The 20,042-nt window shown below is 61.0% G+C and carries 17 protein-coding genes; 8 read left to right on the top strand and 9 right to left on the bottom strand.

Annotation, left to right across the window (positions count from 1 at the left end; translation table 11 throughout):
• Window positions 1-49: 49 nt before the first annotated feature.
• On the bottom strand, window positions 50-1,183 hold the full coding sequence (locus I5L79_RS18375) for an AMP-binding protein (protein ID WP_196956537.1): 1,134 nt from the start codon (window positions 1,181-1,183) through the stop codon (window positions 50-52).
• Window positions 1,184-1,330: 147 nt separating this feature from the next.
• On the opposite strand from I5L79_RS18375, the gene I5L79_RS18380 reads away from it, so the two are divergent.
• Window positions 1,331-1,534, top strand: coding sequence for a hypothetical protein (locus I5L79_RS18380; RefSeq protein WP_196956538.1), 204 nt, complete (start codon window positions 1,331-1,333; stop codon window positions 1,532-1,534).
• Window positions 1,535-1,615: 81 nt separating this feature from the next.
• On the top strand, window positions 1,616-2,170 hold the full coding sequence (locus tag I5L79_RS18385; protein WP_196956539.1) for an outer membrane beta-barrel protein: 555 nt from the start codon (window positions 1,616-1,618) through the stop codon (window positions 2,168-2,170).
• Between the two features lie 113 nt (window positions 2,171-2,283).
• On the opposite strand, the gene I5L79_RS18390 is transcribed toward I5L79_RS18385, so the two are convergent.
• The 6 genes from I5L79_RS18390 to I5L79_RS18415 form a co-directional block, all read right to left on the bottom strand.
• A complete protein-coding gene (locus I5L79_RS18390; RefSeq protein WP_196956540.1) occupies window positions 2,284-2,646 on the bottom strand; it encodes a DUF6370 family protein in 363 nt (120 codons plus the stop codon).
• A gap of 126 nt (window positions 2,647-2,772) precedes the next feature.
• A complete protein-coding gene (gene menB, locus I5L79_RS18395; RefSeq protein ID WP_196956541.1) occupies window positions 2,773-3,585 on the bottom strand; it encodes a 1,4-dihydroxy-2-naphthoyl-CoA synthase in 813 nt (270 codons plus the stop codon).
• A 119-nt stretch (window positions 3,586-3,704) separates the two neighbouring features.
• A complete protein-coding gene (menD, locus tag I5L79_RS18400) occupies window positions 3,705-5,591 on the bottom strand; it encodes a 2-succinyl-5-enolpyruvyl-6-hydroxy-3-cyclohexene-1-carboxylic-acid synthase (RefSeq protein ID WP_196956542.1) in 1,887 nt (628 codons plus the stop codon).
• A 71-nt stretch (window positions 5,592-5,662) separates the two neighbouring features.
• Window positions 5,663-5,989, bottom strand: a complete 327-nt coding sequence (locus I5L79_RS18405; RefSeq protein ID WP_196956543.1) for a hypothetical protein — start codon at window positions 5,987-5,989, stop codon at window positions 5,663-5,665.
• A gap of 54 nt (window positions 5,990-6,043) precedes the next feature.
• Entirely contained in the window at window positions 6,044-7,264 is a 1,221-nt protein-coding gene (locus I5L79_RS18410) for a chorismate-binding protein (RefSeq protein WP_196956544.1), read from the bottom strand.
• Window positions 7,261-7,692, bottom strand: coding sequence for a hotdog fold thioesterase (locus I5L79_RS18415; RefSeq protein ID WP_196956545.1), 432 nt, complete (start codon window positions 7,690-7,692; stop codon window positions 7,261-7,263). The genes I5L79_RS18410 and I5L79_RS18415 overlap by 4 nt, the downstream gene beginning before the upstream one ends.
• A gap of 163 nt (window positions 7,693-7,855) precedes the next feature.
• Between I5L79_RS18415 and I5L79_RS18420 the strand changes: the two genes are divergently transcribed.
• The 6 genes from I5L79_RS18420 (at window position 7,856) to I5L79_RS18445 (ending at window position 17,475) form a co-directional block, all read left to right on the top strand.
• Window positions 7,856-8,482: a histidine phosphatase family protein gene (locus tag I5L79_RS18420; RefSeq protein ID WP_196956546.1), complete on the top strand. Its 627-nt coding sequence runs from the start codon at window positions 7,856-7,858 to the stop codon at window positions 8,480-8,482.
• Window positions 8,483-8,644: 162 nt separating this feature from the next.
• Complete coding sequence (locus tag I5L79_RS18425; RefSeq protein WP_196956547.1) at window positions 8,645-10,354, top strand: pyruvate dehydrogenase complex dihydrolipoamide acetyltransferase; 1,710 nt, start codon at window positions 8,645-8,647, stop codon at window positions 10,352-10,354.
• A 166-nt stretch (window positions 10,355-10,520) separates the two neighbouring features.
• The gene (locus I5L79_RS18430; protein ID WP_196956548.1) at window positions 10,521-13,073 is read left to right on the top strand and encodes a TonB-dependent receptor; all 2,553 of its coding nucleotides are present in this window, start codon (window positions 10,521-10,523) and stop codon (window positions 13,071-13,073) included.
• A gap of 186 nt (window positions 13,074-13,259) precedes the next feature.
• The gene (locus I5L79_RS18435; protein WP_196956549.1) at window positions 13,260-15,590 is read left to right on the top strand and encodes a S9 family peptidase; all 2,331 of its coding nucleotides are present in this window, start codon (window positions 13,260-13,262) and stop codon (window positions 15,588-15,590) included.
• Window positions 15,591-15,834: 244 nt separating this feature from the next.
• Window positions 15,835-16,371, top strand: a complete 537-nt coding sequence (hslV, locus tag I5L79_RS18440; protein ID WP_196956550.1) for an ATP-dependent protease subunit HslV — start codon at window positions 15,835-15,837, stop codon at window positions 16,369-16,371.
• Window positions 16,372-16,503: 132 nt separating this feature from the next.
• Window positions 16,504-17,475 (top strand): deoxyhypusine synthase family protein, encoded by a 972-nt coding sequence (locus tag I5L79_RS18445; protein WP_196956551.1) that lies wholly within the window; start codon window positions 16,504-16,506, stop codon window positions 17,473-17,475.
• Window positions 17,476-17,771: 296 nt separating this feature from the next.
• On the opposite strand, the gene I5L79_RS18450 is transcribed toward I5L79_RS18445, so the two are convergent.
• Together I5L79_RS18450 and I5L79_RS18455 are read right to left on the bottom strand one after the other, a co-directional pair.
• On the bottom strand, window positions 17,772-18,614 hold the full coding sequence (locus tag I5L79_RS18450) for an SDR family oxidoreductase (protein WP_196956552.1): 843 nt from the start codon (window positions 18,612-18,614) through the stop codon (window positions 17,772-17,774).
• A 384-nt stretch (window positions 18,615-18,998) separates the two neighbouring features.
• Window positions 18,999-19,901, bottom strand: a complete 903-nt coding sequence (locus I5L79_RS18455; RefSeq protein WP_196956553.1) for a helix-turn-helix domain-containing protein — start codon at window positions 19,899-19,901, stop codon at window positions 18,999-19,001.
• Between the last annotated feature and the right edge of the window lie 141 nt (window positions 19,902-20,042).

Genomic DNA, 20,042 nt, shown 5'->3' on the forward strand with positions numbered 1-20,042 from the left:
ACTACTAGCTACCTACAAAGCTAACGTATTCCGCCCCCCGAAAACAACCTCAGCGGCCGGCCGGGGGCGCGGGCGCCAGGGAGCGGACGGTATTGAGCCGATCCAGCTTGCCGGAGGCCGTGGTGCGGAACTGTGGCGCGTACACCAGGGCGCGGGGCCGCTCGTATTTGTCGAGGCGCTGGGCTAGGAGCTGGTGCAACTGCTGCTCCTGGGCGGCAGCCAGCGGCTTGCCTTCCAGCACGGCCGTCACCTGCTCGCCTAGGCGGGCATCTGGGCGGCCCGTTACGAAGGCGCGGCGGCCTAAGCCTAACTCCGTGAGGGCCACTTCCAGCACCTGTTCCACCTTCTCGGCCTGCACCTTCACGCCCCCGCTGTTTATCACGAAGTCGGCCCGGCCCAGCCACTCAAACGTGTGCGCATCCAGCAGCTGCACCCGGTCGTTGGTGATGATGAGCTGGTCCAGGGTCACGTCGGCGCGCACGGTCAGGCAGCCGCGGGCGTCCTGGGCCACCGTAATGCCGGGCAGTACCTGGTAAGCCGTGGAGGGCTGGGGGCCGTTGAGGCGGCGCAGGGCAATGTGCGAGGCCGTTTCCGTCATGCCGTAGGTGAGGTACACCGGCACGCGCAGCTGCTGCAGGTCTTTTTCCAGCCGACGCTCCACGGCCGCGCCCCCTACTAAAATACCTTTCATGCGATTGAGGCGTGGGGCGTGGCCGGCATCCAGCACGGCCCGCAGTTGCAGGGGCACGAAGGAAGCAAAGTCGAACTCGGCGGAGGCGGGCACCAAAGCCAGCGGGTCGGCGTGGGGCTCCACAATAGTGAGGTGCATACGACGCTCAAATCCCCGCACCAGCATCATCAGCCCGCCCACAAACTCGCAGTTCAGGCACACCAGCATCCGGTCGCCGGGGCCCAGGTCGAAATAGTCGCCGGTGCGGGCCGCCGAGGCTTCCAGCTGCCGCCGCTTCATGGTTACGAGCTGGGGTTTGCCCGTGGAGCCGGAAGTGCGCAGGCCAAATTCCTGGGCCCCGTTCAGCCACTGCCGGCAGAAATCAAGCACGCGGGCCTCGTAGCCGTTCAAATCCTGCGGGGCCTGGGCGGGGTACTGCTGAATATCGGCGTAGCGAAACGTGCGGCCGTTGAGAGAAAGCGAATCGGGCAGGAGGGAAGCGTCGGCAGTCATGTAGGGGAAAGAAGCGCGGCAAAGATTTCAGCTAAATAACAAACCTGCATACGAACGGCTGCCGCTCCCGGCTGAGAACTGCGCGGGAGCTTGACTCTGAGAATATTAAAATCGTATATTCAGTCTTCTCACCAGCCGCTTTCTGCCATGCAACCCACCAGCCCGTTCACCGCCGTGCGTACGTTTCTGTTCCTGCCCCTGGCTTCGCCTGAGGAAAAAATGGCCAAGCTCCGGCAGCTGGCCGAAGAAAAGGCCCGGCGCAAAGCCCGGAAAAAAGCCGCCAAGCACGAGCGGCTGCGCAACTTCTTTGGCTGGTGCGCCGGCTGTGAGGCCTACGGGTCGATATTCTAGGACTATCTGTTCACTTACTATTAAGTAAGTGATGCAGGAGAGTGCGCTTGATTTCTCCAACAGCTATAAGCTTCTCCAGCCATGAGGTCGAGGTATATACTCGTTCTGCTGCTTGCGCCGCTCTGGGCTCATGCTCAGAAAGGCCCGCACGAAGTATACGCCAGCTACGGCCTCGGCACGCCGCTTTCCTTTGAGTTTGATTTAGGCTGGGGAGGAAGTTCAACGGGTACAGTGCAAAAATCCGTATCGGGTCCTGCGGGGGTTGGGTACCGCTATTTCCTGAGCGAGAAGTTTGCGCTGGGAGCCCAGGCATCCTACACCCGCGTACGGCGGGAGTTTACCACGCAGCCGCCGTCCACCACCGACAATACCAGCACAGACGTCGGCTACGCGCTGCTGGTGCGGAGCGAGGTGTACTACGTGCGCAAGCCCACCTTCAAGGTGTACTCCGGCCTGGGAGTGGGCTGGAACTGGGAAAATCATACCTCCTCAGACTATCCTTCCCGGCAAGAGTCTCATCCAACCTTGCACCTGACGCTGGCGGGTATCCGTTTTGGTGACCGGGTAGCGGGCTTTGCAGAGCTGGGGCTAAGCGTTAATGGTATACTTCAGGCGGGTGTAGCCGTGCGGCCCTAAAAAATGTACCCCGAAAGCCGGGTCTCGTACACTTCGGGTTCGACTTGACGACAGCAGAAGCCGAAGACCGAGTTTGTAGGTAGCCTTATTTTAAGGCAGCAGAGGTAGTTCGGCTATTTCGTGGTGGCTGACTCCGGCAGCAGCTTAAAGTATGTAGCCACAAAGCGGTTATTCACTACCTCGCCCTGTACCTCGGCCCGGCGGATGGCGTTGCAGAAGCCATCCTGCGCGTGTGCGTCGCCGTGCGAGTCGATGCCGGTGCCCTCCACGAAGTAGGCCTTGTCCTTGATGCGCACCGCCAGGTCGCAGCTCTTGCCGGCTAGGCCCAGCCGGCACTGTCCGCAGGCGGCTTCCACTACCTGCACGGGCCTGGCTTTGTCGGGCGCGGCGGCAACCGGGGCCGGCGCAACCGACTGAGCCTGGGCGGCAGCAATGCTGGCGAAGGTCAGCAGGAAAAGAAAGAGCAAAGATTTCATACTGGGAAAATCTGAGGGTAAACGCGTTGGATGGCAAGATAGCCAGTGACTCGCAAAGCCAATAAAAAAGCGGCCCGCACCCCCAAGGCACGAGCCGCTTTTGGGCCGGAACAGCGCAACGAGGCGTTACGGAAACTTCGGGTACTTCGAGAAATCCGGCTGGCGCTTCTCGATGAAGGCGTTGCGGCCTTCCTTGGCTTCTTCGCTCAGGTAGTACAGCAGCGTGGCGTTGCCGGCCAGCTCCTGAATACCGGCCTGGCCATCCAGCTCGGCGTTGAACGACGATTTCAGCATGCGCAGCGCCAGGGGACTTTTTTCCAGAATCTTGTGGCACCAGGCTACGGTAGTTTCCTCCAGTTTGTCCAGCGGCACTACCTTGTTTACGAGGCCCATGTCGAGGGCCTCCTGAGCATTGTACTGGTCACACAAAAACCAGATTTCGCGCGCCTTTTTCTGGCCTACAATGCGGGCAAGGTAAGAAGCCCCGAAGCCACCGTCGAACGAACCCACGTTGGGGCCGGTCTGCCCGAAGCGGGCGTTGTCGGCGGCAATGGTCAGGTCGCACACCACGTGCAGCACGTGCCCGCCCCCAATGGCCCAGCCGGCCACCATAGCCACCACGGGCTTGGGAATAGAGCGAATGATTTTCTGGAGTTCCAGCACGTTCAGGCGGGGCACGGTGTCTTCGCCCACGTAGCCGCCGTGGCCCCGCACGCTCTGGTCGCCACCCGAGCAGAAGGCCTTGCCGCCTTCGCCCGTGAGAATGATGACGCCGATATCGGTCCGGTCCTGGCAGATGCGCATGGCCTCAATCATTTCCTGCACCGTGAGCGGGGTGAAGGCGTTGTGCACCTGCGGGCGGTTGATGCTGATTTTGGCGATGCCGCCCGCCTGCGTAAAGAGGATTTCGCGGAACTCCTTGATGGTCGTCCAGGTCATAGTAAGTCGTTGATTTCTGCGTCTTCGGCGTTTTCTTCGGCGCCTTCTGCGGGCTAGGTCGTTGGTACGAATTGAGCCCGCAGAGGGCGCAGAGGTTTGAGCAGGAGGCGCTGTGGGTGTTAGGAAAAAGAAGTGCGGACCGCAGCCCGGTACTGTTCAAAGAATTCGGCGTTGGTGGGGCTGTCGGTGGTGATTTCGAGGAGCCCCGCGCCGGATTCAGCTGCAAAGAAAACCGGTAGCGCCGACTCTAGTTCAGCAAATGTTGAAACTGCCAGGTAGCGTAGGCCAAAGTCGCGCGCCGTATTCTCGGCCCGCAGGGGCTGGCGCGTTTCAAAAAACTCTTCCAGCTCCGGCTGCTGGCGCGGCCCGTCAATCAGCCGGAAAATGCCCCCGGCGTGATTATTCAGCAGAATCACGCGTAGGTTGGGTGTGGGGTAGTTGTGCCAGAAGGCGTTGCGGTCGTAAAAGAAAGCCACGTCGCCGGTAAGCAGCACCACCGGCCGCGCGGGCTGAGCCAGGGCCGCGCCCACGGCCGTGCTGGTGCAGCCGTCGATGCCGCTGGTGCCGCGGTTGGCAAATACTTCCACGAAGCGCTCCGTCGGCAGCCCCAGAATGTTGGCGTAGCGCACGGCCATGCTGTTGGCCAAGTGCAGGGCCGTGCGGTCGGGCAGCAGCTGCAGGGCGCGGTAGATGGCCGTAAACTCGTTGAACGGCTGATTGGGCTGCTGCATGAACTCGTGCAGAAACTCCGTGGCCCAGTTTTCCGCCGCCAGCCACGGCCGTAGGTAAGCCGCCTTGGCCGAGTCTGCCTCCGTGGCGGTCCAGGTCAGGCGGGCGGGCTGCCCCAGCGGCTGGGGTGCCGGCGCCACGCGGGTAGCATCGGGTTGGGCAACGTGGCTGGGAGCGGTAATGGTTGGAATCGAGCTATCAGAAGCCAGGGCCGCATAAGAAGTTGAACCTTCCTCACTCAGCGCCGCAAAGAAATCGGCCGGCTCCATCCGCACCACCTTCGTCAGTGCCTGGAAGGTATCGGCCACCGCACCGGCGGGCTGCACGTGCCAGTGCTGGGCGGGTTTGGCGTTGCGCAGATACAGCTTCAGGGCTTTGGAAATGAGGGACTGGCCGAAGGTGATGAGCAGCTCCGGTTTCAGGGCTTCCTTCAGGCCCGGCTCGGGCACGGCCATAAATACGTCCTGGCGGCCCAGGGGGCGCCGGCGCTGGTCGTAGCCGGGAGCCGCAGGCAGATGCAGATTGGCAATAACGTCGCCCACCACGGGCACCTGCCAGGCTGCCGCAAACCGGTGCAAGGCCAGCAACAAATCCGTATCGGCGGGGTGCTGGCCGGCTACTACCAGCACCCGACTGGTGCTGCGGATAGCTTCGCGCAGCTCCGCCAGCGTGGAGGCGGGCAGCTGCGGCCGGCCGGGCAGCTCACGGGTTACGCGTACCTGGCCAAACTGCAGCTCTTCGCCTTGCTGGGGGTAAAATGGCTCCCGCAGCGGCACGTTCACTTGCACCGGCCCGGCCGGAAACTGCTCAGCCAGCCCAATGGCCTCCGACACCAGGCGTGTAGCGTGCCAGTGCGCGTCGGCGTGAGTGGTGTCGGCCGGGAAGTGAAAGGAGCCTTTGGCGTGCGCCCCGTACAGGTCGGTTTGGCGGATGGTTTGGCCGTCGAGCTGGTCTATCCACTCCGGGGGGCGGTCGGCGGTGAAAACCACCAGCGGAATCTGCTGAAAATAGGCTTCCGCCACGGCCGGGGCGTAGTTCAGGCCCGCCGTGCCCGAGGTGCAGACCAGCGCCACGGCCCGCTTTTGCGCCTGTGCCAGTCCCAGCCCGATAAAGGCAGCGGCCCGCTCGTCCGGCACCGTGCGTACCTGAATCTTGGGGTGACGGGCAAAGGCAATGGTAAGCGGTGCGCACCGGGAGCCCGGCGACAGCACCACGTCTGTAATGCCCAGCTGAGCGCAGATTTCGGGGATGTTATGAACCGCTTGTAGAGAAGCCATAGGTGGAGAATAGCGCGAAACTGAGGTCAGATACGTTGGAACAGGTAGCAGGGCGAGACTATAGCGGCACGTTAAATTTGAATGTGCGCCGGGTTTACGCCGGCTTCGCGCATAATGCTACAGGCTACATCATAGAGAAACTCCCGTTCCTCGGTATCAAAATCGTCGATGTCCCATTCCTCCAGGAACGACTGCACGTTGTCGGTCAGCTCCGGACTGCCCGGGGCGGCTGTGGGCAACGCGGCCTGCAGATGGCGCACAAAATCGATTATGGCCTGCTGCATATCCTGCTGTACTTCCTCGTCAGATGGGTAAAGGCCTCTGGCTTCCCAGCTTTCTTCCGGAAAATTATTGCGGGTGACGTAGGTTTCGAGCTGTTGGTGAAGGCGGGTGTCCATAAGAAGAAAAGTAAAGGAATGATACGCTCGGGGTAAGCTGAAGCCCGGGCGTATTTACGCCAGAATAGCGCCTACGGTGCGCAGCTTCAGCTCGGTTTCCTGCCACTCCCGGGCCGGGTCGGAGTCGATGGTGAGGCCGGTGCCGGCGTAGAGGATGGCTTCGGAGGGCCGCAGCTGCAGGCAGCGCAGATTTACGAACAACCGCGTGACGCCTGCATCGGGCAGATTTACGGGGCCCAGAAACCCTGCGTAGTAGGCCCGGTCGTAAGCTTCGTGGTGGCGCAGAAAATCGAGGGCCGGCTGCCGGGGCACCCCGCCCACGGCCGGGGTAGGATGGAGCAGGCGCAGCATATCGGTACCCAACGACGGAAAAGGCACCTGGTCGAGGTGCACAGCAAAATCGGTGCGCAGGTGCAGAAGCTGCCCGGCCACTACCGTGCGCGGCCCCTGCTCGTCGTACTCGCGCAGGCGCAGCTGCTTGAAGCAGTTCACGATGTAGCGGGCCACCAGCGCGTGCTCCTCAATGTCCTTGTGCGCCCACTTGGCCGTGGCGGGCTTCATACCTGGCAGCAAGGGCTGAGTGCCGGCCAGCGCCATCGTCCGGAACGTGTTGGTTTCGTCGATTTCGGCCAGCACTTCCGGCGTAGCGCCCAGCCAGGTGCCCGCGCCCGGCGCACTCACCAACGACACGAAGGCGTTGGGGTAGCGCGTCTGCAGCTCCTCAAACGCGGCCAAGGCATCAAACCCCGGCGGCAGCGGCCGGCGCACGGCCCGGCTCGATACCACTTTGCGCACGGTGCCGGCCTCAATGGCCCCCACGCCCGCGGCCACCAGGGTTTCATACTCGGGGCGGGAGGCGGTGGCCGGCGCCGGCTGCGGACTCACGTGCCAGGTTAGCGGGGCCTCGGCCGGCAGGGCGGCAAATCGCTGCCGCAGCTCCGGCAGCCGGGCCGCGGCCGCCGCGCTTACCTGGATTTCCTCGGACCGGGCTAAGTCAAAAAACAAGTCGGCGGGGAAAAAGAACGGCGGGTTGTGGTCGGAGTCCCGGAAGGGGAAAAAGGCAAAGCCGGCCGGGGCCGTGGGCTCCAGCGCGGGCGGCAGACCAGCGTAGGCTGCGTCTACCTTCAAACTCAGGCAAAGACGGGCGTGCACGGCGCCGGGCAGCCGCCACAAAGCCACCGGCCGGCCGCTGCTGAGGGCCAAAGCCACCAGCTGGCGCAGCCGGGCGGCTACCGGCAAGGCCGGGTTCCAGGTTATTTTCTGCAGGCTGCTCATGCCTTAGCCGGGGCTGCGGGAAGGTCGATGACAGCCATGGTAATGCGGCTGATGCACACCAGCGCGCCGGTTTCTTCGTGGGTGATGCGGATTTCCCAGACCTGGGTGCTTCGCCCCACGTGCAGCGCCGTGGCCCGCCCGACTACGTACCCCTCGCGCACGCCCTTTATATGGTTGGCGTTGATTTCCAGGCCCACACAGGCTTGTTTGGTGGGGTCGATTTTGGTGGCGGCCCCGATGCTGCCCAGCGTTTCGGCCAACGCCACCGAGGCGCCGCCGTGCAGCAAACCCATGGGCTGGTGCGTGCGGCCGTCCACGGGCATGCGGCCTTCAAGGTAGTCGGGAGTAAGGGCCGTGAGTTCAATGCCAAGCGTATCGGCCAGAGTAGGGCGCTTGCGTACCCAGTGCTGCAGTTGTTCGAGCGTCATAAAAGAAACAGGCAAGAGGAAAGACCGTCGGAACGGTATAACCGCAAACGCCGCCTCAAGGATGCCGCGAAGCTAGCCAACGCGCCGGAAAAGATGCCGCCGCATGCGCAAAGCCCGGCGGAAAGCGTGTATTTTAACGGCTCATAGCAAATGCAGCGGGCCAGTGAGCGTCAAAAAAATTTACCTTATCCGACACGGACAAACCGATTTCAACGTGCAGGGCATCGTGCAGGGCAGCGGCGTCGACTCCGACCTGAACGCGGCCGGGCGGCGCCAGGCGGCCCAGTTTTTTGCGGCCTACCAGCACGTGCCGTTCGCCAAAGTGTACACATCGGCCTTGCGGCGCACCCACCAGTCGGTGCAGGGGTTTCTGGACTTGGGCTTGCCGCACGAGCAGCACCCGGGCCTCAACGAAATCAGCTGGGGCGTGCGCGAAGGCACCCGCATCACGCCGGAGGAAGATGAAGAGTACCACTACGTGCTGCAGCAATGGCGCCTGGGCAACACCAGCCTGGCCATGCTGGGCGGAGAAAGTCCCGACGAGGTGGCCGCCCGGCAGCGCCCGGTAATTGACTTGCTCGTTTCCCGGACCGAGGAAGAAACCGTGCTGGTGTGCATGCACGGCCGGGCCATGCGGGTGCTGCTGTGTCAGCTGCTGGGCTATCCGCTCAGCCAGATGGATTCCTTCGAGCACCACAACCTCTGCCTCTACAAGCTGCACTATACCGGCAGCCTGTTTACGGTGCGCAGCTTTCTGGATCTGCGGCACCTGCAGGAAACACGTTCCTAGTCAGACTGGCCGCTATCAGGCTCACTTACGTTAGCGGAACCAGCAGGCCAGGATTTCAGGGCGAATTTTCGCCGGGCTTTCCGGGCCTACAAGATAAAAGCGTAGTTTGCGCCCCCCAAAAATCCGGTCTATTTTTGACCCTCAACTCAACCGAAGACGCTGATGGCCGAAGTCATAAAAATGCCCAAAATGAGCGACACAATGACCGAAGGGGTCATTGCCTCGTGGCTCAAGAAAGTGGGAGATAAAGTAAAGTCCGGGGATATTCTGGCTGAAGTCGAAACCGACAAAGCCACCATGGAGCTGGAAAATTACGAGGACGGCACCCTGCTGCATATCGGCCCCAAGCAAGGCGAATCGGTACCCGTAGATGGTCTGCTGGCTATTGTGGGCAAGGAAGGCGAAGATATTTCGGCCCTGCTGAGCGGGGGCGCGGCCCCAGCCCCGGCAGCTGAGGCACCCAAGCCCGAAGCAGCTCCAGCTGCTCCTGCGCCTACACCTGCTCCCGCGCCGGCCGCTGCTCCGGCACCCGCCGCTGCGCCTGCTGCCCCGGCGGCCGGCAATGGCAAGAAAGCTACCGTCATCCGGATGCCTAAAATGAGCGACACGATGACGGAGGGCACCATTGCCGCCTGGCTCAAGAAAGTAGGCGACAAAGTGAAGTCCGGCGACGTACTGGCCGAAGTGGAGACCGACAAGGCGACCATGGAGCTGGACAACTACGAGGACGGCACCCTGCTTTACATCGGCCCAAAGGAAGGCGAAGCCATTCCCGTTGACGGCATTCTGGCCATCATTGGCGAGGAAGGCGCCGACGTACAGGCCCTGCTGGGCGGGCAGAGCGGCGGCGCGGCTCCGGCTGCGGCCGACGCGGCTCCGGCAGCTGCTACCACCTCGGCCCCTGCTCCGGCTCCTGAAGCTGCACCGGCTGCTGCCGCCGCTGGTGGGCGCATTTTCGCTTCACCGCTGGCCAAGAGCATTGCCAAAGACAAAGGCATCGACCTGAACACCATCAAGGGCTCCGGCGAAAACGGCCGCATTGTGTCCCGCGACCTGGAAAGTGCCCAGCCGACCGCTGCCGCGCCTACTCTCGCGGCTCCGCAGGCCGCGCCCGTTGCCGAAGCTCCCAAAGCTGCGGCGCCTGCCCCGGCTACTACCGGCGGCCTGGCCCCGGCGGTGGCAGCTTCTCCCGACACCTACACCGATACGCCGGTGTCGCAGATGCGCAAGGTTATTGCCCGCCGCCTGTCGGAAAGCCTGTTTACGGCCCCGCATTTCTATCTGACGATGGAAATCCTGATGGACCGGGCCATGGAAGTGCGCACCCAGCTCAACGCCCTGTCGCCGGTGAAGCTGTCCTTTAACGACCTGGTAGTAAAAGCTGCCGCCGTGGCCCTGAAGCAGCACCCCGCCGTCAACTCCTCCTGGCTGGGCGACAAAATCCGCGTCAACAAGGTGGTGAATATCGGTGTAGCCGTAGCCGTAGAAGATGGCCTGTTGGTGCCCGTAGTGCGCAATGCCGACGGGAAAGGCCTCTCGACCATTGCCACGGAAGTGAAAAGCCTGGCTGAAAAAGCCAAAACCAAGAAGCTGCAGCCAAGCGAGTGGGAGGGCAGCACCTTCACCATCTCCAACCTGGGCATGTTCGGCATCGAGGAGTTCACGGCCATCATCAACCCCCCGGATGCCTGCATCCTGGCTGTGGGCGGCATCAAGCAAACGGCTGTGGTGAAGGATGGTCAGCTGGCCATCGGCAACGTGATGAAGGTGACCCTGAGCTGCGACCACCGCGTAGTGGACGGCGCCACCGGCGCGGCCTTCCTCCAGACGCTGAAAAGCCTACTGGAAGACCCCATGCGCATGCTGATCTGAGCATAGTTGACCAATTTGATCCTTGAAGCCCCGGTTGAGCTTAGCTCGGCCGGGGCTTTTTCGTGGTACCCGGATATTAATAAAGTTTTAATTGATTGTAAAAGGCCTATACTTGTTGCAGAGGCAGTTGCAGCTGCTTCCTGTCACTCACTTTTCTTTCCTGTGTATGCGGAAAAATCTACTTGCCGTAACCTTGTGCCTCACCAGTGCTTCGGCCTGGGCCCAAAATCAAACATTAACGGGCCGGGTGCAGGATGCTGCCGGCCGTGCCGTGATTGGGGCTACCGTGGTGGAAAAAGGCACCAACAACGGTACGGCCACCGATAACGAAGGGCGTTTCACGCTGCAGAGCCGTAGCAGTGCCCCGCGCCTGGTTATCAGCTCCATCGGTTACGCCCCACAAGAAGTGGCTGGCGGCTCGGGCCTCAGCGTGCAGCTGGCCGAATCGACCACCAGCCTGGGCGCTGTGCAGGTAGTAGGGTCCCGCAGCCAGAACCGCTCCAGCACGGACTCGCCCTCGCCGGTGGATATTATTGACCTGCGCGAGGTGACCACCAAAACCGGCCAGCTCGACGTGAATCAGCTGCTGCAGTTTGTGGCGCCTTCCTTCAACTCCAACCGCCAGACCGGCTCCGACGGGGCCGACCACGTGGACCCGGCTTCCCTACGCGGCCTCGGCCCCGACCAGACGCTGGTACTGGTGAACGGTAAGCGCCAGCACCAGTCGGCACTGGTGAACCTGTTCGGCTCCCGCGGCCGCGGCAACACCGGCACCGACCTGAACGTGATACCCGCTGCCAGCATTGAGCGCATTGAGATTCTGCGCGATGGGGCTGCAGCTCAGTACGGTTCCGATGCCATTGCCGGCGTGATTAACATCGTGCTGAAAAGCTCGGTGAAGGAACTGACGGCCAGCGTAAACTATGGCGCCTACGATGCCAAATACCGCCGCGACGATAATCAATTTGATGGCGGCAACCTCAACGCCAACGTGAATTACGGCCTGGGCTTCGGCGAGAAAGGCAGCTTCATCAATGCCACCCTCGACTACAACAAGCGGGAGCACACCCAGCGCGCCGATGTGCCCGCCCCCGATGGACTGGCCCGCCGCGAGTACGGCGACCCGAAAGTGTCCAACGTGGCCGCTTACCTGAACTCGAAGTTTGCCCTCAGCGACAAGTCACACGTTTACGTGTTTGGCGGCTACAACAAGCGCAAGGGTGACGCCTTCGCCTGGACGCGCTTTGCCGACGATGACCGCAATGTGCCGGAAATTTACCCCAACGGCTTCGACCCCATCATCACCAGCGACATTGATGACCTTTCAGCCGTGGCCGGGGTGCGCACTAACCTGGGCGGCTGGGAGCTGGATCTGAGCAACAACTTCGGCTCCAACCGCTTCCACTATGGGGTGCGCAACACGCTCAATGCCACCTTGGGAGCCAGTTCGCCCACGTCGTTTGATGCGGGGGGCTTCCAGCTCCAGCAGGATGTGGTAGGCCTGAGCGCCACGCGCAACTACGCCGGGGTGCTGAACGGGCTGAACCTTGCTGGCGGAGTAGAGTGGCGCAAGGAATGGTACTCGCTTTTTGCTGGGGAAGAAGGCTCCTACAAGAACTACGACCCCGGCCTGGACCTGGCTGGCGGCTCCCAGGGTTTCCCCGGGTTTCAGCCGACCGATGAAATAGAAGCCGACCGGAGCAACTTCGGGGCCTATGCCGACGCGGAGTTGAGCGTGACGCCGCAGTGGCTGCTGGCCGGCGCTCTGCGCTTTGAAAACTACAGCGACTTTGGCAGCACCCTCAACTACAAAGTAGCTACCCGCTACAACGTAACCGAGTTCCTGACCCTGCGCGGCACGTTCAGCTCCGGCTTCCGGGCGCCGTCGCTGGCGCAGATTAACTTCAACTCCACGTTCACCAACTTCATCAACGGCAACCCGGTGGAAGTGCTGCTGGCTCGCAACAACAGCGCCGTGACGCAGAAGCTGGGCATTCCCAGCCTGAAGCAGGAAACCTCGAACAGCGCCAACGTGGGCCTGACTAGTCGCCTGGGCTCGGGCTTCAGCTTCACGCTGGATGGCTACTACATCAAGGTGAAAGACCGCGTGGTGCTCACCACTCAGTTCGGCGACGATGACCCTATCATCGGGCCGGATCTGCAGGCACTGAACGTGGGCCAGGCCCAGTTCTTCGCCAATGCGGCGGATACCCGCTCCCTGGGCCTGGATGTGGTGCTGAGCCACTCCGCTACGCTAGGCAAAAGTCGCCTGAACTCAACTCTGGCGGCCAACTTCAACAACCTGCGCATCGACCGGGTACAAACCTCCGGCAAGCTGGCCGGGCGCGAGGAAGAATTCTTTGGCAAGCGTGAGCAGGCTTTCGTGAAAGCCTCGGCGCCGCCTTCCAAAATCAACCTCACCTTCGACTACCAGCTGGGGCGCTTCAGCACCTTGTTGCGCTTCGTGCGCTTCGATAAGGTGAAACTCATTGACTGGGACGGGAACGACATGAACTACGACGCCCGCGTAACCACCGACCTGACGCTGAGCTACGCCCTGACGGGCCACCTGCAGTTTTCAGTGGGCAGCACCAACCTGTTCAACCGCTACCCTACGCTGTTCAACCCCCAACTCACGGAAACCGGCGGGGCCTGGGACCCGGTGCAGATGGGCGCTAATGGCCGCTTCTACTTTGCCAAGCTGCAGGCTCGTTTTTAACTGTTACGGCTAATCCAAGCCAAAACGTTAGCCCAAACACAGAACATACCGGATTGGTCGGGGCGTTGCCCGGGCTGGTCCGGTATGGTGCGTTTGAGGAAGTGCTGGCGGTGCGCGTTTCGGGGATTGGTGCTACCTTCCGTCCCCCGTCCGGGTCGGGCGGATACGTCACGTTTTTCACCCCCTATGCACAAGTATTTACTGGCCTTCACCGCCGCCGCTTTCTGCGTCTCGGCGGCCTCGGCCCAGCAACAGCCCGCTCTCACCGTCCAGGACTACGCCCGGGCCGAGCGGTTTCTGAGCTACAACACCCAGGCGCTGGTAGATGGCAGCGCCGGCCAGCCCAACTGGCTAAACAATGACCGTTTCTGGTACCGGGTGCTCACGGCCCGGGGCAGCGAGTTTATCCTGGTAGACCCGGCCCGCAAAACCCGTACGCCAGCCTTCGACCAGGCCAAGCTGGCGGCTGCCCTGTCGAAGGCCAGCGGCAAGACGTATGAGGCCAACCGGTTGCCTTTCCGCACACTCTCGTTTTCGCCCGACGCAAAGACTATATCCTTCGCCGCCAACGGCAAAGCCTGGAAGTACAGCGTAGGAAGTGGCCAGCTGAGTCCCGACGCGGCCCCGGCAGCGCCTTACGCCAACGCCGGCAACGAAATCGAGTCGCCCGACGGTAAGCTGGCTGCTTTCATCAAGGACGACAACCTGTGGGTGCGCGACACTCACACCAACCAACTCACCCAGCTCACCACCGACGGCGCCAAGGACTACGGCTACGCCACCGACAACGCCGGCTGGACCCACAGCGACAAGCCCGTGTTGCGCTGGTCGCCCGACTCGCGCAAGATTGCCACCTTCCGCCAGGATCAGCGCCGTGTGGGCGACATGTACCTGGTGACCACCAACGTAGGCCATCCGAAGCTGGAGGCGTGGAAGTACCCGCTACCCGGCGACCAGGACATTGCCACCATCGAGCGGGTGGTCATTGAAGTGAACAGCCCGAAAGTGGTGCGCTTTCAGATGGCCCCCGACCCGCACCGGGGCACGCTCTCCGACGACATTGCCAGCAGCGGCACCTTTGACGACGTGGACTGGAGCCCCGACACCCGGGAGCTGGCCTTCGTGTCGACTTCACGCGACCATAAGGAGGAGAAATTCCGCATTGCCGATGCCACGACCGGCGCGGTGCGGGACGTGTTTTCGGAAACCGTAGCCACGCAGTATGAGTCGGGGCAGGGCGCTATCAACTGGCACTACCTGCCCAAGAGCAAGGAAATTATCTGGTACTCGGAGCGTGACAACTGGGGCCACCTCTACCTCTACGATGCTACCAGCGGCAAGGTAAAGCAGCAGATTACCAAGGGTGATTTCGTCGTCACGCAGCTGGTGAAAGTCGACGAAAAGCGGCGTGAGTTGTACTTCCTGGCTGACGGCCGGGAGCCGGGCAACCCCTACTTTACCTACCTCTACCGCATCGGGCTGGATGGCAAGAACCTGAAGCTGCTTACGCCCGAGCCCGGCAACCATCAGGTTACCTTCTCGCCCTCGGGCCAGTACTTCGTCGATACCTATTCGCAGCCCGATAAGCCGGGCGTGACAGTGCTGCGCGACACCGATGGCAAGCTGCTCTCGACCCTGGAAAAAACCGATGTTTCCCGCCTCACGGCCACCGGCTGGAAGGCGCCCGCGCCCATCACGGTGAAAGCCGCCGACGGCCAGACCGACCTGTATGGGCTGATGTTTACGCCCACCACGCTGGACCCCGGCAAAAAATATCCCATCATCAACTACATCTACCCCGGCCCGCAGGGTGGGGGCGTGGGCAGCTGGTCGTTTAGCTCGGCCCGCAACGACAACCAGGCCCTGGCCGAGCTGGGCTTTGTGGTGGTGGTGATTGAAGGCAGCTGCAACCCGCTGCGCTCCAAGAGCTACCACGATGCCTGCTACGGCAACATGGCCGAAAACACGCTGTCTGACCAGATAACCGGCATGCGCCAGCTGGCCCAGAAGTACCCTTACATCGATTTGGAGCGGGCCGGTATCTGGGGGCACTCGGGCGGCGGCTATGCCACGGCGGCAGCCATGTTCCGCTACCCTGAGTTCTTCAAAGTAGGTATTTCGGAATCCGGCAACCACGAAAACCGCAACTACGAGGACGACTGGGCGGAGCGCTACATCGGCCTGCTCAAAACCAACCCCGACGGCACCACCAACTACGACAACCAGGCCAACGCGCCCTTCGCCAAAAACCTGCAGGGCAAGCTCCTGCTGGCCCACGGCCTGATGGACGACAACGTGCCGCCCTACAACACTTGGCTGGTGGTAGACGCCCTCACCAAAGCCAACAAGAGCTACGACCTGGTGGTGTTCCCGCAGGCCCGCCATGGCTACGGTTCCTCCTCGTACTACATGATGCGCCGCCGCTGGGACTACTTCGTGCAGCACCTGGCCGGCGCCGTGCCCCCACACGACTACGAACTAAAGTCCAAGCCCGACCCGCGCAACGCGGTGCAGTAGGCTGCTAAGTGCTCTGATTAGTCAATCCCAATTCGGTCATTCCAACTAACCGTCATTCCGAGCGTAGCCGAGGAATCTCGCGTGCTGATGTTGTGATAGTAATTACCACACTAGCCAGATTCCTCGGCTGCGCTCGGAATGACAGTCTTCTCGGAATGACCGGTCTGGGCGTTGCCGGCAGATTCGCGTAGCTTTGCGCCTCTTCCGCCGAAATAACCTGTTTTTCCCTCTTCGTATTGCTGCTATGAGAATTCGCTCGACTACCGTGCTGGGTGTGCGCCACAATGGGCAGATTGCCCTCGGCGCCGACGGCCAGGCCACCATGGACAAGCACGTGGCCAAGAGCAACGTGCGCAAAGTACGTAAGCTCCACGACGGCAAAGTGGTAACGGGCTTTGCCGGCTCCACCGCCGATGCCTTTATGTTGCTCGATAAGTTTGAGGAAAAGCTGGGCGGCTACGGCGGCCAGCTGCGTCGTGCGGCCATTGAGCTGGCCAAGGAGTGGCGCAAAGACCAGTACCTGCGCAAGCTGGAAGCCATGATGGTGGTTTGCGACAAGGACGAGCTGCTCATCATTGCCGGCACCGGCGACGTGCTGGAGCCCGATTACGACGTGGCCGCCATCGGCTCGGGCGCTATGTACGCCCAGGCCGCGGCCCTGGCTTTGAAGAAGCACGCACCCCACCTCACGGCCCGCCAGATGGTGGAAGAGGCCCTGCACATTGCCGCCGACATCTGCATCTACACCAACCACAACCTGATGATTGAGCAGCCTGAATAAGCCTGCTTTTGCAAGCAACCCAGCCGCAATGGTACGCTATTCGGAATCTTCGCTATACGACTTCCGTATTGAACGATTCCCGGTTGCTAGTTGATTGTACACCGCACACCCACCACAGAAACCTCGATTTCGATGAACGTAACGAACTTCCTCAAGCACCACTACCGCCACTTCAACGCCGCTGCTCTGATTGATGCCGCCGAAGGCTACAACAAGCACCTGGCCGAGGGCGGCAAGATGATGATTACCCTGGCTGGCGCCATGAGCACCGCCGAAATGGGTATCCAGCTGGCCGAGCTTATCCGCCAGGACAAGGTGCAGATCATCAGCTGCACCGGTGCCAACCTGGAGGAGGACATCTTCAACCTGGTAGCCCACGACTTCTACGAGCGGGTACCCAACTACCGCGACCTGACGGCGGCCGACGAACAGGCCCTGCTGGAGCGCCACATGAACCGCGTCACCGATACCTGCATTCCCGAGGAGGAAGCCATGCGTCGCCTGGAGCACTCGGTGCTCAAGTTCTGGGAGCAGGCTGATAAGGCCGGTGAGCGGTACTTCCCCCACGAGTTCTTCTACCAGATTCTGAAGTCGGGTGAGCTGGAGCAGTACTACCAGATCGACCCCAAGGACTCCTGGATGCTGGCCGCCGCCGAGAAAAACCTGCCCATCATCTGCCCCGGTTGGGAAGACTCCACCCTGGGCAACATCTTCGCCGGCCACGTCATCTCGGGCGACATCCAGAACGTGCACACCGTACGCACGGGCATTGAGTACATGATTTACCTGGCCGACTGGTACACCCAGCAGGCTACCGAGGAAAGCAAAGTAGGCTTCTTCCAGATTGGCGGCGGCATTGCCGGCGACTTCCCCATCTGCGTGGTGCCCATGCTGCACCAGGACCTGGGCCGCACCTCGGTCCCGCTGTGGGGCTACTTCTGCCAGATTTCGGACTCCACCACCTCGTACGGCTCCTACTCCGGCGCTGTGCCCAACGAGAAAATCACCTGGGGCAAGCTGGGTCAGGACACGCCCAAGTACATCATCGAATCGGACGCCACCATCGTGGCCCCTCTGGTGTTTGCGATGGTGCTGGGGCAGTAGTCTTTGCCGCTTGGCTTTCACCAAAAAGCCCCGCCGCTGACGTTCAGCGGCGGGGCTTTTTTAGGGTTCTGGGTATGGTTTCGCAGCTAGTGTCACCACCGAAACAATCCTGACGAGCTGCTCCATGTCCTGGCGCAGCCTGCAAAAAAGCGCTGACCATGCCGGGCAGCGCTTTCTCAGTTTCGGGTAAGGACAAGGCGAAAATGCAGCGCCGACTTGGTGCAAGTACTGGTTGACGTCTGACTACCAGAGCACGGCTCTGGAGTCCGTTGGATTTTACTGCGTGGTAGCTTTGGTTACGCGAAATGTGTAGCGGTGGCTACCTCTTGCCACTGCTGCATATCCTGCTGCACGGTGGCTATTTTCTGTTCAGCCATCTGATAAGCATCGGCGCCCAGAAACAGGTGAACTGGCTGCTGTTCGGTTTCGCTTGTGTGCACCAGGAGGGCCGCGGCTTTTTCCGGGTCGCCAGGTTGGTTGCGGTTGATTTGCTGCTCATGCGCTGTTTGAGATTCGCGTACAGCTTGGTACTCGGGCAGGGGGCTCTGCGGCGTACTCAACGAGCCGGAGGTCAGGAAATCAGTGCGGAAATAGCCCGGATACACCACGCTGGTTTGTACGCCAAAGTCCTTTACCTCCGCAGCGTAGGATTCGGTGAGGCCAGCTACCGCAAACTTTGTGGCGCAGTAGATGCCCCAGCCCGGAAAGTTGCCCGTGAAGCCTCCTACAGAGGATATGTTGAATACCCGGCCTGTGCCTTGCTGCCGCAGGTAGGGTGTCGTGTGCCGCAATACGTGCAGCAGGCCAAATACATTTACATCGAAATTCTTGCGGACCTCCTCGCCAGAAAGTTCTTCTAGTGCGCCAATTTGGCCGTAACCTGCATTATTTACTACTACATCGAGCCCGCCCAGGGTGTCGATGGTGGTGGCGACGGCCTGCCGTACGCTGTCCTCACTGCCGAGGTCCATGTGCAAAGGCAGGAAACGGCCGGTGTCAGGCCGCACGGCTTGTCTCAGTTCCTCCAGGTTGCGGGAAGTAGCGGCCACCGCATAGCCGTGGGCCAGCAGGTGATGTACCAAGGTCAGGCCGAGGCCCTTCGAGGCGCCGGTTACGAACCATATGTTCTTGGTTTTCATGTTTTTGATAGATCTCTTGATAAGACAGCGAATCACTCAGGGCGAGGCTTGCGAATTGATACAGCATAGGAAAAGCGGTTGAAGTGGAAGGTTACTATGAGTAGAGACGCGCCAGGCCTCATTTTATTGCAGCCCGAAACACAATCATAATCCGGAATTTCACCAGCCGCCGCTTTCCCGATGCGGCTACCGCGCCCAATCGTTTGAAGCAGGAATGGATTTTTCCTGGTGGAAAAACGGGGCAGCGCGCGGCCACAGGGGGGCGGGGACTGCTAGAGACCAGATGAAAAAGTTGTGCATGGGTTGCTCTGCATTAGTACACTGCAAAACTAAAGCAGGGCAGAGGTGACGGGCTTGCTGGCTTCAAACCAATACTTGCGAAAATCAAACAGCACGTACCGCAGTAGGGGTAGTGCCGGCGCGTTTGCGGAAGAAGTTGGTGAAGTGGGCTGGTTCCTCAAAGCCCAGGCAGTAGCTAATTTCCGATACATTCCAGGCAGTGTGCTTAAGCAAGGCATGGGCTTCCTGTAACAGTCGGTCGGCAATGAGTTGGGTGGTGGTTTTGCCGGTTATTTCTTTCAGAGCCCGATTGAGGTGGTTGACGTGCAATGCCAACTGCCCGGCAAAGGCGTTGGCATTGCGCAGCCGCACTTGCTGGCCTGGGGTTTCGATGGGGAACTGGCGTTCCAGTAGCTCCGTGAACAGTGAGGCAATGCGGGTAGCAGCATTGCTTTCCTGGTAGAGCATGGTAGCCGGTTGCAGCTTTAGGGCGCTGTGTATCAACTCGAACACGTAGTTGCGCAGCAGATCGTACTTGAAAGCGTAGTCAGAATCCAGTTCCGTAGTCATCTTCTCAAAAAGCTGCGCAGCGCCAGCCAGTTGCGCATCGGTGAGGGAGTACAGTGGCTGCCCACCTGGCTTGAACATGGGCATTTCCAGCGCGCCCGCTACCAGGTAACGTTGCAAAAATGCCTCGGTGAAAATGCAGAAATACCCCGTTTGGTTGTCGTCGAGTGGCTCCCAGTCATAAGGCACCATGGGGTTGGCAAACAGGAGCGCGTTGCCCCGGATTTCCACCGTCTTGTCGGCGAAGTGGTAGTTGCTGCGGCCTTTTACCAACGTTATTTTATAGAAATCCTTGCGGCTATAGGGCAGGTGGCAGGCGGTCGGGCCCACGAAATCATCGAGCCGGAATACATTGAAGTGCCCAATATCCTGCTTCAGGTTATCGGGCATCCAATGAATTTTCTGCTGGTAGAATTCTGCGAGGGTGGTTGACTTACTCATGCTGGGGAATTACGTAAATCAAACTATCAGGCGGAGTATATGTTTCCGGGCGAATAGGACCGTATCGCTTCGCTTCCCGCCGTCCGGTACGGTGCCCTGAGCCTGGCATTAGGTTTGGCGCCAGCTCTGGCTGGTCTTATG

It is taken from the genome of Hymenobacter guriensis (assembly GCF_015773195.1).
Lineage (GTDB): Bacteria > Bacteroidota > Bacteroidia > Cytophagales > Hymenobacteraceae > Hymenobacter > Hymenobacter guriensis.

Excerpts from the sequence above, each read along its gene's own strand:
- I5L79_RS18375 (WP_196956537.1), bottom strand. The coding sequence starts at position 1,183 with ATGACTGCCGACGCTTCCCTCCTGCCCGATTCGCTTTCTCTCAACGGC.
- I5L79_RS18380 (WP_196956538.1), top strand. The coding sequence starts at position 1,331 with ATGCAACCCACCAGCCCGTTCACCGCCGTGCGTACGTTTCTGTTCCTG.
- I5L79_RS18385 (WP_196956539.1), top strand. The coding sequence starts at position 1,616 with ATGAGGTCGAGGTATATACTCGTTCTGCTGCTTGCGCCGCTCTGGGCT.
- I5L79_RS18390 (WP_196956540.1), bottom strand. The coding sequence starts at position 2,646 with ATGAAATCTTTGCTCTTTCTTTTCCTGCTGACCTTCGCCAGCATTGCT.
- menB (WP_196956541.1), bottom strand. The coding sequence starts at position 3,585 with ATGACCTGGACGACCATCAAGGAGTTCCGCGAAATCCTCTTTACGCAG.
- menD (WP_196956542.1), bottom strand. The coding sequence starts at position 5,591 with ATGGCTTCTCTACAAGCGGTTCATAACATCCCCGAAATCTGCGCTCAG.
- I5L79_RS18405 (WP_196956543.1), bottom strand. The coding sequence starts at position 5,989 with ATGGACACCCGCCTTCACCAACAGCTCGAAACCTACGTCACCCGCAAT.
- I5L79_RS18410 (WP_196956544.1), bottom strand. The coding sequence starts at position 7,264 with ATGAGCAGCCTGCAGAAAATAACCTGGAACCCGGCCTTGCCGGTAGCC.
- I5L79_RS18415 (WP_196956545.1), bottom strand. The coding sequence starts at position 7,692 with ATGACGCTCGAACAACTGCAGCACTGGGTACGCAAGCGCCCTACTCTG.
- I5L79_RS18425 (WP_196956547.1), top strand. The coding sequence starts at position 8,645 with ATGGCCGAAGTCATAAAAATGCCCAAAATGAGCGACACAATGACCGAA.
- I5L79_RS18430 (WP_196956548.1), top strand. The coding sequence starts at position 10,521 with ATGCGGAAAAATCTACTTGCCGTAACCTTGTGCCTCACCAGTGCTTCG.
- I5L79_RS18435 (WP_196956549.1), top strand. The coding sequence starts at position 13,260 with ATGCACAAGTATTTACTGGCCTTCACCGCCGCCGCTTTCTGCGTCTCG.
- hslV (WP_196956550.1), top strand. The coding sequence starts at position 15,835 with ATGAGAATTCGCTCGACTACCGTGCTGGGTGTGCGCCACAATGGGCAG.
- I5L79_RS18445 (WP_196956551.1), top strand. The coding sequence starts at position 16,504 with ATGAACGTAACGAACTTCCTCAAGCACCACTACCGCCACTTCAACGCC.
- I5L79_RS18450 (WP_196956552.1), bottom strand. The coding sequence starts at position 18,614 with ATGAAAACCAAGAACATATGGTTCGTAACCGGCGCCTCGAAGGGCCTC.
- I5L79_RS18455 (WP_196956553.1), bottom strand. The coding sequence starts at position 19,901 with ATGAGTAAGTCAACCACCCTCGCAGAATTCTACCAGCAGAAAATTCAT.